Origin of the sequence: Pseudodesulfovibrio sp. lm2024 (genome assembly GCF_051175575.1) — a bacterium.
Classification (GTDB): Bacteria; Desulfobacterota; Desulfovibrionia; order Desulfovibrionales; family Desulfovibrionaceae; genus Pseudodesulfovibrio; species Pseudodesulfovibrio caledoniensis.
The window spans coordinates 1,489,752-1,503,189 of sequence record NZ_CP195092.1 but is presented as its reverse complement, the minus strand read 5'-3'; the positions used below and the strand labels follow the sequence as shown (position 1 = coordinate 1,503,189).

At 64.3% G+C, this 13,438-nt stretch carries 12 protein-coding genes and 1 tRNA gene; 5 read left to right on the top strand and 8 right to left on the bottom strand.

Annotated features, from left to right (window positions below; translation table 11 throughout):
* Positions 1–3: 3 nt before the first annotated feature.
* The 8 genes from flgK to ACR42D_RS06895 all read right to left on the bottom strand — a co-directional run bounded on the left by flgK (position 4) and on the right by ACR42D_RS06895 (position 7,988).
* The gene (flgK, locus tag ACR42D_RS06930) at positions 4–2,139 is read right to left on the bottom strand and encodes a flagellar hook-associated protein FlgK (RefSeq protein ID WP_484566101.1); all 2,136 of its coding nucleotides are present in this window, start codon (positions 2,137–2,139) and stop codon (positions 4–6) included.
* Positions 2,139–2,618: a flagellar protein FlgN gene (locus tag ACR42D_RS06925; protein WP_484566100.1), complete on the bottom strand. Its 480-nt coding sequence runs from the start codon at positions 2,616–2,618 to the stop codon at positions 2,139–2,141. Before ACR42D_RS06925 ends, flgK begins: the two co-directional genes overlap by 1 nt.
* A 77-nt stretch (positions 2,619–2,695) precedes the next feature.
* Positions 2,696–3,433: a rod-binding protein gene (locus ACR42D_RS06920; protein WP_484566099.1), complete on the bottom strand. Its 738-nt coding sequence runs from the start codon at positions 3,431–3,433 to the stop codon at positions 2,696–2,698.
* Between the two features lies 1 nt (position 3,434).
* Positions 3,435–4,592, bottom strand: a complete 1,158-nt coding sequence (locus ACR42D_RS06915) for a flagellar basal body P-ring protein FlgI (protein WP_484566098.1) — start codon at positions 4,590–4,592, stop codon at positions 3,435–3,437.
* A 59-nt stretch (positions 4,593–4,651) separates the two neighbouring features.
* Positions 4,652–5,347 carry a flagellar basal body L-ring protein FlgH gene (locus tag ACR42D_RS06910; RefSeq protein WP_484566097.1) on the bottom strand — a complete coding sequence of 232 codons (696 nt, stop codon included), beginning with the start codon at positions 5,345–5,347 and terminating at the stop codon, positions 4,652–4,654.
* Positions 5,348–5,362: 15 nt separating this feature from the next.
* Positions 5,363–6,376 (bottom strand): flagellar basal body P-ring formation chaperone FlgA, encoded by a 1,014-nt coding sequence (flgA, locus tag ACR42D_RS06905; protein ID WP_484566096.1) that lies wholly within the window; start codon positions 6,374–6,376, stop codon positions 5,363–5,365.
* Positions 6,377–6,411: 35 nt separating this feature from the next.
* Positions 6,412–7,194 (bottom strand): flagellar basal-body rod protein FlgG, encoded by a 783-nt coding sequence (gene flgG / locus ACR42D_RS06900; protein WP_484566095.1) that lies wholly within the window; start codon positions 7,192–7,194, stop codon positions 6,412–6,414.
* 17 nt (positions 7,195–7,211) lie between these two features.
* Positions 7,212–7,988, bottom strand: coding sequence for a flagellar hook-basal body protein (locus tag ACR42D_RS06895; RefSeq protein ID WP_484566094.1), 777 nt, complete (start codon positions 7,986–7,988; stop codon positions 7,212–7,214).
* Positions 7,989–8,124: 136 nt separating this feature from the next.
* On the opposite strand from ACR42D_RS06895, the gene ACR42D_RS06890 reads away from it, so the two are divergent.
* The 5 genes from ACR42D_RS06890 (at position 8,125) to infB (ending at position 13,399) form a co-directional block, all read left to right on the top strand.
* A tRNA-Gly gene (locus tag ACR42D_RS06890) sits at positions 8,125–8,200 on the top strand.
* A gap of 114 nt (positions 8,201–8,314) precedes the next feature.
* On the top strand, positions 8,315–8,773 hold the full coding sequence (locus ACR42D_RS06885) for a ribosome maturation factor RimP (protein WP_484566093.1): 459 nt from the start codon (positions 8,315–8,317) through the stop codon (positions 8,771–8,773).
* A 54-nt stretch (positions 8,774–8,827) separates the two neighbouring features.
* On the top strand, positions 8,828–10,234 hold the full coding sequence (gene nusA / locus ACR42D_RS06880; RefSeq protein ID WP_484566092.1) for a transcription termination factor NusA: 1,407 nt from the start codon (positions 8,828–8,830) through the stop codon (positions 10,232–10,234).
* 20 nt (positions 10,235–10,254) lie between these two features.
* Entirely contained in the window at positions 10,255–10,491 is a 237-nt protein-coding gene (locus ACR42D_RS06875) for a YlxR family protein (protein WP_484566091.1), read from the top strand.
* 4 nt (positions 10,492–10,495) lie between these two features.
* Positions 10,496–13,399, top strand: a complete 2,904-nt coding sequence (gene infB, locus ACR42D_RS06870) for a translation initiation factor IF-2 (protein ID WP_484566090.1) — start codon at positions 10,496–10,498, stop codon at positions 13,397–13,399.
* The last annotated feature ends 39 nt before the right edge of the window (positions 13,400–13,438 follow it).

Below are 13,438 nucleotides of genomic sequence, written 5' to 3'. Positions count from 1 at the left end.
GGCCTACGGTTTCAGCGACAGGAGGGTCTGCAGCATCTGGTCGGCGGTGGTGATGAGCTTGGCCGCCGCCGTGTAGGACGCCTGGTACCGGATCAGATCGCTCATCTCCTCGTCCAGGTTCACGCCCGAGATTTCCTGCTGGCGCTCGTCCAGGTCATTGGCCAGGGTCTGATAAAAGTTCTTGTTGAACTTGGCCCGGTTGGCGTCCGTGCCCACGTTGCCCACAATACCGTTGTAATAGTCGAGGATGGTCTGCGTGGTGGTCCCCTCCATGGCCGTGGAGGTGGTCACATCGGCCTCGCGCAGGGCGTACATGGCAAGGGCCGTGGTGTTGTCGCCCGTGTTCATTTCCCCTGCCCCGTTCACATGGCCCGTGGCCAGATAATCCAGATCGCTGGATATCTTCTCGTTGACGGCCATGCTTTTGGCGTCATGGCCCTTGAAAAAGGTGTTCAGCCCCAAGCCCGCGTAGAGTCCGGCCGAGTCCGTACCGAAGGCGAAGGTGTAGCCGTCCTCGGCCTCCAGACGCAGCTTGTTGTTGACGATGGTGGCTTTGATGGCCCCGGCATACGTCCGGTTGTAGGCGTCGCGCACGTCTTCCAGCGTGTGGATCGCCGGGTTGAAGGTCCCGCCGTTGCCGTCGAAGTCCAAGGCCGCGCTCGAGGCCAGCAGCCCGGTGGATTCGTTGTAAACATACATGAAGGAACTGCCGGACTGGAGCTTGTCGCCGAAAGCCAACCCGGTCGAGTCGCTGCCCAGCGCCTTGCCCGTGTAATCCACCTGATAGGTGCCTTCGGTCTCGGTGAAGGCCTGCAGCCCCGCGCCCTGGCTGTGTCGGCGGTTGGTCTCCCAGATGACCGTCCCGGCCAGTTCGTCCAGTTTCGAGCGGTACTTGCCCACGTAGTTGTCGCGGAAGGAGAGCAGCGCGGCGATGGAGCCGCCCGTGAGCCGCCGGGCGTTCTCCTCGCCGTTGAAATGCAGTTGCGGGGTGATCTCCTCGGCGTGGGAGGTGTTCTGCACCCAGTACAATCCCTGGTGCGGGCTGATGACGAACCGGTCGCCGTCCGCGAAGGTGCCCGAGGGCGAGCCCTGGGACCCGGCGTTGGAGCCGAACCATATCTGCAGCCCCTCGACGTTGACCCGGCCGCCGTAATCCCGGGCGGAATAATAGCGCGTGCTGCCGTCTTCGTTGGTCAGCCAGGTCACGCCGCCGTCCAGGGAGACCCGGAACTGGGCCGCGCCCGCTCCCGACCCCACCTGCCCCACCGGGTCGCCCGCGTTGGATGACACGAACTCGATGGTGTACTCGAAGTCGTCGTTGCCGTCGAAATAGATATTGCCATTGAACGTGGAGTTGTCCCGCAGGTCCTTGACCTGTGACGGGGCGCGGAAATCGAGGGAAAAGGCGCTTTCCGAGTCCACCAGGGTCTGCCCGGACTGGGTCAGGACCGTATAGTTGCCGCCGCCGTTGTCGATGGTCTTGATGTCCACCAGCTTGCCCAGGGCGCGGACCTTGCGCGCGCGCTCGTCGTACAGGGCGTTGGCGTTGTTCTGGCCGGGCACGTCGTGGACCTGAATCTCCCGGTTCAAGGCGGCGATGTCCTGCATGAGCCTGTTGGCCTCGTTCACCTGGGCCGACACCTCGTTGTTGATCCGCTGCTGCATGAGCGTGAGGTTGGTGTCCACCGCCCTGAGGGTGGAGATCAGAGTGGCCGCATCGTTGACCACGGTCTGGCGCGCCCCGTAGTTGTCGGGCCGCTGGGCGACCTCGTTCCAGGAATTGAAATACTTGGACAGGGCGGTGCTCACGCCGCTGCCGCCGGACTCGTTGAGCAGGTTCTCCACGCCCTTGAGCTGGTCGAAAAGGTTGCCCCACATGTTGCTCAGGGAAGCCTGCCCCAGATACATGGCCTCGACCATCTCGTCGAAGTGCCGGACCACCTCGGTGGCCTTGACGCCCGTGCCGAGCTGGCCGGGCGAATAGTCGATGTACGGACCTTCCTCCAGGTTCACCGAGCGGCGCGAATAGCCCTCGGTGTTCACGTTCGAGATGTTCTCGCCCGTGACCTGCAACTGCGCCTGCGAGGCGAACAGGGCCCACCGGCCCATGTCGAGGATGGAGTTGGCGCCGAACGACATTACAGTCTCCCGCTCAGGAGGCGCGCGTCATTGATGCCCTTGGCGAACCTCGCGGTCCGTCCGTAGGTCGTGGTGGACTTGGGCTTGATCTGGTTGTGCATGAAGTCGAGAAGCCCCTTGGACTGGTCGAACAGGGCCATGGCCAGCTGCTGGTTCTTGGCGGCCTGGATTCCGCACTTCTGTTCGGTCTCGTCGAGACGCGCCAGAAGCTCCCTGATGTTCTCGGCCTCTTCCTTGTCCAGGCCGGGCAGGATGTCCCGGACCCGCTGGGCCGAAGGCTCGGTCCGGGCCACCATGCGGCGCAGGGAGAGACGTTCGGCCGCCACCTGACGCATGAGCTCCTGGATGGACAGCTCCACCTGGGAAACGGACTGGGGCTTGAGGTTGGTGAGGCGGGAAAATTCTTCCTCAAGCAGGAAGAACATGAGCAGCATGGCCTTGTTCTGGCGGACCAAATTTTCCTCTATCAGACGGATCATCCTGCTACCTCGTCACAAATAAACGGTTATATTCCCTTAACAATTCTTTATTTCTGCCAACATTCGCTCCCGTGAGCTCACCCGATTTCTGCAAGTTTCCGGCCAACCTTGACGTCCTCCGCGCCCCCTTCCGCTGTGTAGCCGGTCCGCCTGCCGCCCCGGGGTGTTCCGGCCAGCCCCTCGCGGATACGCCGGGCCTCGAGCCTGCGGGTCAGCGCGTCGAGCCGGGCCTTGACCTCCACGTCGGTCAGCACGCCGGTCGGGTCGTCGGCCCGCCGCTCGGCCGAGGTCGCCTCCATGGGGGCCGCGCCCCGAGAATCCTCGACCACCGAATCGCCGCCCCAGTCCTCCAGGGTCATGCCCTTCTTGCGGTTCAGGGCGATGGGTTCCGGGCCCCGCTTCAGGGCGATGCCCTCCTCCTTGACCGGGTTGATCTCCACCCCGCCGGTCAGGGTCTCCTGGCTGACCTGCTTGAGCTTCTGGCTGAGCTGGTCGTAGATCATGTCCGCCAGCCCGATGCCGCCCGCCTCGGCCATTTTTTCCGAGAAGTCCCGGTTGAACATGGACATGTAGCTGTCTTCCTGCTTGGAGTGCAGGTAGCCCTCCTTGGGCACGGACTGCTTCATCTGCTCCCAGAGCTTGCCGATGAAGACCGCCTCGAAGTCCTGACAGGCCTTCTTGAGCTTGCCCAACTTGTCCGGGTCCGCGCCGGACAGGTTCTTCTTGAGCCCGTCCATCTGGGACTTGAACCGGGCCAGGTCCTGAGTGTCGGCCACGCTGGCGGCCAGCCGGGGGTCCATGTTGCTGTCGATCATGCTAGATAACCTCCACGTCGGCGTGCAGGGAGCCCGCCGCCTTGAGGGTGCGGATGATGGAAATGAGGTCGCGCGGGGTCGCGCCGATGGAGTTCAGGCCGTCCACCAGCTCCTGCAGGGTGGCGCCCTCCATGAGCATCAGCTGGTTGTTCTGCTCCTGGACCTGGATGTCGGTCTGGGGCGTGACCACGGTCTCGCCGTCCGAGAATGGGCCGGGCTGGCTGACCTGCTGGGTCTCGGAGACCACGATCTGCAGGTTGCCGTGGGCCACGGCCACGCGGCTCAACCGCACATCCTGGCCAAGCACCACGGTGCCGGTCTTCTCGTCGACCACGACCTTGGCCTTGCCGTCGGGCGAGATGTCCAGATCCTCCAGGGAGGCCATCAGCGGGACCATGTTGCCCCTGAACCGGTCGGGCAGCTCCAGGTCGATGGTCGAAATGTCCTTGGCCTTGGCGAACTGGCCGCCCATGCTGGCGTTGATCTTGTTGACCACCTGCATGGTCGTGCCGAAGTCGCGCACTTCCAGGTTCACGGTCATGTGATCCTGGTTGTTGAACTTGAACGGCACGCTGCGCTCCACCACCGCGCCGTTGGGGATGCGCCCCACGGTGGGGATGTTCTTCTGGGCGTCGGCCGCCTGTCCGCCCACGGTGAAGCCGCCGATGGTCAGGGAGCCCTGGCCCACGGCGTAGACCCGGCCGTCCAGCCCCTTCAGTGGGGTGATCAGCAGGACTCCGCCGAGCAGGGACTTGGCGTCGCCCAGGGACGAAACCGTGATGTCCAGGTTGGAGCCGGGCTTGGCCGAGACCGGCATCTTGGCCGTGACCATGACCGCGGCCACGTTCTTGGGCTTGAGCTTGTCGGGATCGGCCTCCACGCCCATCTTCTCGAGCATGTTGGACATGGAACGCATGGTGAACGTGCTCGACGTGCCGTCGCCCGTGCCGGCCAGGCCGACCACCAGGCCGTAGCCCACCAGTTCGTTGGTGCGCACCCCGCTGAAGCTGGCGATGTCCTTGAGCCGGGCCGCCCGGGCCTCGCCCGGGGCGAGCACGAAGGCCAGATACAGGACCAGCGCGGCGAACAGGGCCGCCAGGACCAATGTCCGCGCCGCTTCGCCGGGGTCCACGTGGTCAATGCGTTCATTCAGGATCATGTCGTTCACTCCTCGAACCTCTTCTTCAATTTCTTCACTATGTTGCCCAGCCGTTCAGGCTAGAAGGGAAAGATGTTGTCCAGGATGCGCGACAGCCAGCCGGGGCGCTGCTTGTCCGCCAGCACGCCCTGGCCGTAGATCTCGATCTGGGCTTCGGCCAGGCTGGTGGACGGGATGGTGTTGGTCGACGAGATGTCGCGCTGGCGAATCAGGCCGCGGACCACCAGGAACTGGGTCTCGTTGTTGACCCGGATGCGGCGCGCCCCCTCCACCTGCAGAATGTTGCCCGGCAGCCTGCGCACGATGCGCGTGGCCACTGTGGCCTCGAAGTTGGACTCCTGCTTGGTCTCGCCGGTGCCCGCGAACTCCGACTTCTGGTTGGCCTTGATGCCGATGCCGGCCTTGGCCCCCATGGTCTCGGCCAGGGGGATGTTGCCGATGAGCCCGGTGGTCGGCACGGCCGTTACCGAGGTGTCGATGTCGTTGGACTTGTCGGCCGTGGTCTCGGACTTGATCTTGGTGGTCGCGGTCTCCTCCACCTGGACCAGGACGATGTCGCCCACGCGGCTGGCGCGGTTGTCGTCGTACAGGAACTCGGACCGGTTGGTGTCGTACAGGGAACCGGGGTTGGACGCCGGGTCCTGCTCCTCGTAGGCGGGCGGGGTGAGCACGGGCATGGGCTCGTCCTCATACTTCCGGGCGCAACCCGAAGCCAGCAGGATGACGGCCATGACCATCAGAAAATAGCGTCTCATGACGATGCTCCTTATCTAACGGACCATCACGGTCTCACCGTCCACGACGGTCGCCAGGATGATCTTGTTGCTCTGCGTGTTGCGGACTTCCACCTGCTGCCCCACTCCGGCCTCGCCCATGGCCTCGGCCTTGACCGACAGCCGGATGCTGTGCCCGTTGTAGACCAGGGTGACCATCTCGCCCCGCTCGACCAGCGGCACCGGCTCCAGGTGGGACATGGTGAAGACCTGGCCCCGGCCCAGGGTCCGGGCCATGCGCCACGGTCCGCCCGTGCCGTCCCAGACGTCCCGGTTGTAGGCCATGTTCATGCGCCTGAAGGAGACCTTCTCGCGGGTCACCCGCTCCATGCGGTTCAGGGGACGGGAAGCCACGGGCACGGCCTTCCACACGTCGGCGAAGACCACGGCGGAACGGCGGGATACCACCTTGCCGTCCGGGGTCATGCCGCTCAGGATGATCTCGTTGCGGCCGGGCTCGAGGTCGTCGCTCATGCTGATGACCAACTTGTCGTAATCATTCGGGAAAAATACGTAACGCGGCATCTGGAGCGTCTTGAACTTCACGTCGCCGCCAAGGTCCTTGGCCCGAGGCGTCAAAAAGGCGACGATACGGGACTTGAGCTCGGCCTCGTCGACCACCCGGCCGCCGGTCTGCACTGTCAGCTGGCTCGGCAGGGCCAGATTTCCGGCCAGGTCGCCCATGTAATATTTGAGGACCTTGGCCAATTTGTCGCGCGGCACGGTGACCACGTGGCCCTGGCGGTCCGAGGCCTTCCACAGCTTGATGGTCGAGAGCGTCGGCCACTGGCTCCGGGCCGCCTCGTCCACCGGGTCCGCGATCTCGCCCAGTAGGACGTCCGCCCCTTTGACGCAGGCCACGTTCCTGACCAGCCCCTTCCACCGGTTTCCCTTGGCCGCGCCGGTCAGAACGGGCACGGACAGCAGGACCAGGGCCAGGGCCGCCGCCAGGGCGTACCGGGCCGCGCCGCCCTTGTTGATGCGCTGATTGAGCTTGCTCCACATAGTCATGAACCTGCCTTGCGGTGAGATCTCCCCATCCGCCGCTATCGCTTGATGTTGATGGCCGTCTGCAACAGGCCGTCCGAGGTGGTGATGGCCTTGGAGTTGATCTCGAAGGCGCGCTGGCCCACGATCAGGCCGACCATCTCGTCCACCATCTCCACGTTGGACCCCTCCAGGAATCCCTGGGCGATGGTCCCGAAGTTATCGTCGCCGGGGGTCCCGGCCACGGCCGCGCCCGAGGCCTCGCTCTCGCGGTAGAAGTTCCGCCCGGCGGCAATGAGCCCGGCCGGGTTCTGGAACCGATAGAGGTCGATGTCCGCCGTGGCCAGCACGGTGCCGTCCTTGTCCAGGGCGGAGATGGTCCCGGTTTCGGAAATGGACACGCTGGATGTCTCGGGCGGCACGGTGAACTCGGGCTGCAGCGGATAGCCTGCGGCCGTGACCACGCGGCCCTGGTCATCCAGCTCGAAGGAACCGTCGCGGGTATAGACCTCTTCATCGTTCATCATGACCTGGAAAAAGCCGCCGCCCTCGATGGCCATGTCCAGCGGGTTGCCGGTGTTCTGGAAATCGCCCTGGGTGAAGAACTTGTGCACGGACACGGGGCGCACGCCCATGCCGACCTGCATGCCCACGGGCGTCCGGGTGCCGTCCGGGTTCTGGGTGCCGGCCACTTTCAGCGTCTGGTACATGAGGTCCTCGAACTCCGCACGGCTCTTCTTGAAGCCCGTGGTGGAGACGTTGGCCAGGTTGTTCGACAGGGTGTCGATTTGGGTCTGCATGGCGATCATGCCGGTGGCGGAAGTCCACAGTGAACGCATCATGGTGAAAGCCTCCTAGGCTAAACGGTGGGACGCCCCACCTGGGTGATCAATTTGGTATCCAGTTCGTTGTCGGCCTGGATCATCTTGGTATACATGGTGAAAGCCCGCTGCGTTTCGATCATGGAAACCATCTCGGTGACCACTTCCACGTTGGACTTCTCGATGAACCCCTGGGCCACGGTCACGTCTTCGGGCGGCACACCGGCCGCGCCGTCCAGTCCGCGGTAGCTGTTGGAGCCCACCCGTTCGAGTTGGGTCGGGTCCGGGAAATCCACCAGGTCGAACGACCCGGCGGGCTCGCCGTTGACCATGAGGTTGCCCTCGCCGTCCACCTGGACGCGCCCTCCCTGCGGGATGACCAGCGGACCGCCGTCGACCATGACCGGATTCCCGTCCACGGTCCGGAGCATCCCGTCCGCGTCGGTGACGAAGTTCCCGGCCCGGGTGTAGAGCATCTCGGCGTCGCCCTGGATGGAGAAGAACCCCGGCCCGGACAGGGCGAAATCGAGCTGGTTGCCCGTGCCCTGCAGGCTGCCCTGGGAGAGATCGGCCTGCTGGGCCGACAGACGCGCCTTGGCCATGATGTGCCCCTCGGGGAACAACTTCTCGCCGCGGAGGTAGGTTCTCTCATCCACCAGGTAGTCGTGGGCAAAGCGAACAAAGGTGTCGTGAAAGGCCAGCTTGTCTTTCTTGAAGGCCGACGTGTTCACGTTCGCCAAATTATTGGCGATGGATGACATCCTCAATTCATTGGATAAAGCCCCGAAAATGGCGCTTTGTGTACTGTCCCGCATAGGGCGATCCTCCTGTTCGAACGGGGAATTGCACTATGCATGCCAATGCGCGGAGGAGAATTTCGGCCCCCGGCGAGAACCTTCACGATGGTTGTTGACAACCTGGGTATATATGTATAAATAGGCTCGTTTCCAAGCGGGTGTAGCTCAGTTGGTAGAGTACAAGCTTCCCAAGCTTGGTGTCGCGGGTTCGACCCCCGTCACCCGCTCCAACAGCCTTTCGCAGGGTTCAATAAAAGAACCCTGCGGGGTTCGCGTAGGTGAGCTCGGGCTCACCTTTTTTATTTGCCGGACCGGCTTTCCGGTCCGGCGGGAGAATCAGAGCGATGCGTCAGACTTTCGAAGAAATGTTGTCGGACATGATCCGGCCCGAGGTGGAAAACCTCGGCTATGTCTTTTGGGGACTGAGCTCCCCTTCTTCGGGCAAGAAGCGCGTTGTTCGCATATACATCGACGCCCCCGGCGGGGTGACCATCGACCAGTGTGCCGAGGTCAGCCGCCAGGTGGGACTCATGCTCGAAGTCGAGGACGTCATTCCCGGCGCATTCGTGCTCGAGGTATCGTCGCCCGGCCTGGAGCGCATCTTCTTCGCCCCGGCCCAGCTGGCCGACTATGTCGGCCGCACGGTCGACGTCCTGCTCTTCGAGCCCATGGGCGACCGCCGCAAGTTCAAAGGCGCGCTGGCCTCGGTCGCGGGCGACACCGTCACCGTGACCGTGGACGACCAGGCCGTGGACTTCGACTGGACCGCCATCAAGAAGATCACCCTGGTCCACGAGTTTTAGCAGATATCACTGCCGGAGGGGAAAGGCCCCGACCGGCACAAGCGGAGGTTTATCATGTCGGAGCTGAAAAGAGCCATCGACCAGATTAGCAAGGACAGGGGTATCGACCGCGACCTGCTGATCGACACCCTTGAAGAGGCGGTCCGTTCGGCCGTGGCCCGTAAATACGGCGAGACCATGGACATCGAGGTGGCCTTCAACGAGGAGCTCGGCGAGATCGAGGTCTTCGAGTTCAAGGTGGTCGTTGACGAGGTGCACGACCCGGTCAGCGAAATCGCGATCGAGGACGCCGTGGCCCACGACCCCAACGCCCAGTTGGACGACGAGATGGGCTTCCCGGTCAAGGTCGAGGACCTTGGCCGCATCGCCGCGCAGTCGGCCAAGCAGGTCATCATCCAGCGCATGCGCGACGCCGAGCAGGAAATCATTTACGAAGAGTACAAGGACCGCGTGTCCGAGATCGCCAGCGGCATCATCCAGCGCCGCGACCGCACCGGCTGGATCATCAACCTCGGCCGGACCGAGGCATTGCTTCCCAAGGAAGAACAGATTCCCAGAGAGCGCTACAAGCGCGGCGACCGGGTGCAGGCATATATCATAGATGTATTGAAGGAGTCGCGCGGACCGCAGGTTGTCGTGTCCCGGTCCCATCCGGACTACATGATCGAGCTGTTCAAGCGCGAGGTGCCCGAGGTGGCCGACGGCACGGTCAAGATCATGGGCGTGGCCCGCGACCCGGGCCTGCGCGCCAAGGTGGCCGTCATGTCCCGCGACCGCGACGTGGACCCAGTCGGCGCCTGCGTCGGCATCCGAGGCTCCCGCATCCAGAACGTGGTCCAGGAACTTAAGGGCGAGCGCATCGACATCGTGGTCTGGTCTCCGGACATCGCCATGTACGCCCAGCACGCCCTGTCCCCGGCCCTGATCTCCCGGATCACCGTGGACGACGAAGAGGAAGCGTTGGAAGTGGTCTGCCCCGACGATCAGCTGACCCTGGCCATCGGCCGCAAGGGGCAGAACGTCAAGCTGGCCGCCAAGCTCCTGGGCTGGAAAATAGACATTTTCACGGAATCCCGGTACGGCGAGCTCAACGCCGCCCGCAAGGGCATGGACCAGATCGCCAGCGTGGCCGAGGTCCCCATGGAGAGCTTCTTCAGCGCGGGCTTCGAATCCCTCGAGTCCATCGTCCAGGCTACGGACGAGGAGCTGATGGGCATCCGGGGCATGACCGAGTCCAAGATCGGCGACATCCGCCTGGCGGTGAACATGCTCGCCCCCGGCCTGGAGGCCGAATTGAGCGAGTCCGAGGCTGACGAACCCGAGACGGAAACCGTCGAGGAAGAGGTCGCCGAAACCGTGGAAGCGGTCGAGGAAGCCGAGGAAGCCGAGGAAGAGGTCGACGAGGCTGCCGAGACCGAAACGGAAACTGAGACTCCCGCCGAGGGCGAGGACAAACAATAGACTCCGGACGGAGACGACGCATGTCCGAAAAGGGGCACAGTCCCGAACGCATGTGCGTCGTCTGCCGCAACAGGTTCCCGAAAGCGGAACTGACGCGGTACGTGAGCCCGGAGGATTTGAGCGGACCGGACGCAAGCCCGGTGCCGGACCCGGCCATGAACAGGCCGGGACGCGGATATTACGTATGCGGCCAGGCTCGGTGCGGGGAGCGATTCCCCAAGATGATCTTGGGCCTGATGAAGAAACGTGCGAGGTGATTAGATGACGGCGAAGGTTCGGGTAGAAGACTTGGCTGCTGAGCTTGGTCTCAGCAACAAGGAGATCATTCAGCAGCTTCGTGAGATCGGCGTTCAGGCGAAAAGCCAGAAGACCGTCGTGGAAGACGAAGATGTGGACCGCCTCAAGGCGGAATTGAAGAAAGGCGGCGGCAAGAAAGAAGTCCGCCGCGTGGGCGAATCCGGTGTCATCATCCGGCGCAGGCGCAAGAAGGCCAAGGCTCCCAGGGAGGAGGCCGCCGAGCCCGAGGTCGAGGAATCGGCCGAGGAGCCGGAGGAGTCCGTCCCGGAGACCGGTGCGCCCGAAGTCGCGCCCGCCGAACAGGAAGCCGAAGCGCCCGCCGCCGAGCCCGAGCAGGAGCCCGCCCCCAAGGCGGCCCCGCGCAAGGCCGCGCCCAAGGTCAAGATCATCAAGCCCGCCGTGGAGGAGCCCCAAGAGGCCCCCGAAGCGGAAGCCGCCGAGGCCGAACAGGCCCCGGCCGGTGAAGCTGTGGCTGCAGAGGCCGCTCCCGAACCCGCGCCTGCCGAAGCCCAGCCCGAACCCGAAGCCGCACCCGAACCGGAAGCCGTTTCCGAACCCGTGGCCGTTTCCGAGCCCGAAGCCGCTGTCGAGGAGGCCCCGGAAGAGGCCGTCTCCGAAGAGGCCGAGGTCGCCGAGTCCGAAGCGGACAAGGGCGAGGCCAAAAAGAAGAAAAAGAAGAAGCGCGAGCCCGAGGCCCCCAAGGTCAAGATCATCTCCATGCCCACCGAGGCCGAGGTGCAGGCCCGCGAAGCGGCCAAGATGGCCCAGCCCGAACGCCGTCCCGGCGGACGCCCCGGTGGACGCCCCGGTGCCGCACGCCCTGCTGCCGCCCGTCCAGGCGGCCCGCGTCCCGGTGGGCGTCCCGGTCCCGGCGGCGCGCCGAGCCCGGTCCCGGATCCGTCCGCGGGCGATGGCCGCAGCAAGAAGAAAAAAGGCAAGAAGGACCGCCGCGTGGTGGAATTCACCACCGACGGCGGCCAGGATCATACCAACAAGCTGTACAACGACTCCAATTTCCCGCAGGGCCGCAAGGGCCGCAAGAAAAAGGGCCGTCGCGGACAGCAGCAGATGATGCAGCCGGAACAGAACCAGGCGCAGCCCATGAAGGCGGCCAAACGCAAGATCAAGTTCGACGAGGCCATCCGTCTCGCCGACATGGCCCACCAGATGGGCATCAAGGCCCAGGACCTGATCAAGGCCCTGTTCGGCATGGGCGTCATGGCGACCATCAACCAGTCGCTCGACCTGGACACCGCCTCCCTGCTGGCCGGCGAGTTCGGCTACGAGGTGGAGAACGTCTCCTTTGACGAGCAGGAATTCCTGACCCCCACCGAGTCGGACAAGGACGAGGATCTCAAGCCGCGTCCCCCGGTCGTGACCATCATGGGCCACGTCGACCACGGCAAGACCTCCCTGCTCGACGCCATCCGCATGTCCAACGTGACGGACGGCGAGGCGGGCGGCATCACCCAGCACATCGGCGCGTACCACGTCCAGACCAACCGGGGCGAAATCGTCTTCCTGGACACCCCCGGCCACGAGGCGTTCACGACCATGCGCATGCGCGGCGCCCAGGTGACCGACATCGTCATCCTGGTGGTCGCCGCCGACGACGGCGTCATGGACCAGACCCGCGAGGCCATCTCCCACTCCAAGGCGGCCGGCGTACCCATCGTGGTGGCCGTGAACAAGATGGACAAGGAAGGGGCCAACCCGGACAACGTCAAGCGCGAGCTGGCCGAACTCGGCCTGGCTCCCGAGGACTGGGGCGGCGACACCATCTTCGCCCACGTCTCGGCCAAGCAGAAGCAGGGCATCGACGAACTGCTCGAAATGGTCCTGCTCCAGGCCGAGGTCATGGAGCTCAAGGCCAACCCGGACAAGCACGCCCAGGGCCACATCGTCGAGGCGCGCCTGGACAAGGGCCGCGGCCCGGTGGGCACCATGCTCATCAGCGAAGGCACCCTGAACCAGGGCGACAGCTTCGTGTCCGGCATCCACTTCGGCAAGGTCCGGGCCATGTTCAACGACCAGGGCAAGAAGATCAAATCCGCCGGACCGGCCATGCCCGTGGAGATCCAGGGCTTCGACGGCCTGCCCGAGGCCGGTGACGAGCTCTTTGTTGTGGACGACGAGAAGGTCGCCCGCCGCATCGCGCAGTCCCGCGCCATGAAGCAGCGCGAGAAGATCCTGTCCGCCAAGACCAAGGTCACCCTGGAGTCCTTCCTGGCCTCCAAGCCCAACGACGAGGCCCAGACCCTGAACCTGGTGCTCAAGGCCGACGTGCAGGGTTCGCTGGAAGCCGTGACCGAGGCCCTGAACAAGCTGTCCACGGACGAGGTCAAGATCAGCGTCGTCCACGGCGGCGCTGGGGCCATCACCGAATCCGACATCCTCCTGGCGGGTGCCTCCGAGGCCATCATCATCGGCTTCAACGTGCGTCCGAACCTGAAGGTCAAGCAGATCGCCGAGCAGGAAGGCGTGGAAATCCGCTTCTACGACATCATCTACAAGCTGGTGCAGGAAGTGAAGGACGCCATGAGCGGCATGCTCGCCCCGGACATCGAAGAGGTCTACCTGGGCCAGGCCGAGGTGCGCGCCACCTTCAGCGTGCCCAAGGTCGGCATGATCGCCGGCTGCTTCGCTGCCGACGGCAAGATCACCAGGGGCGGCAAGGTCCGCCTGCTGCGCGACGGCGTGGTCATCTACACCGGCCAGATCGCGTCCCTGCGCCGCGAGAAGGACGACGTCCGCGAAGTGGCCAAGGGCTACGAATGCGGCATCGGCCTGGAGAAGTTCAACGACGTCAAGGTCGGCGACACCATCGAGGTCTTCGAGACCAAGGAAGTCGCCCGTACCATCGACTAGCATAACGAATGGAAAATCGCGGGCGGCTCATTGCACAAT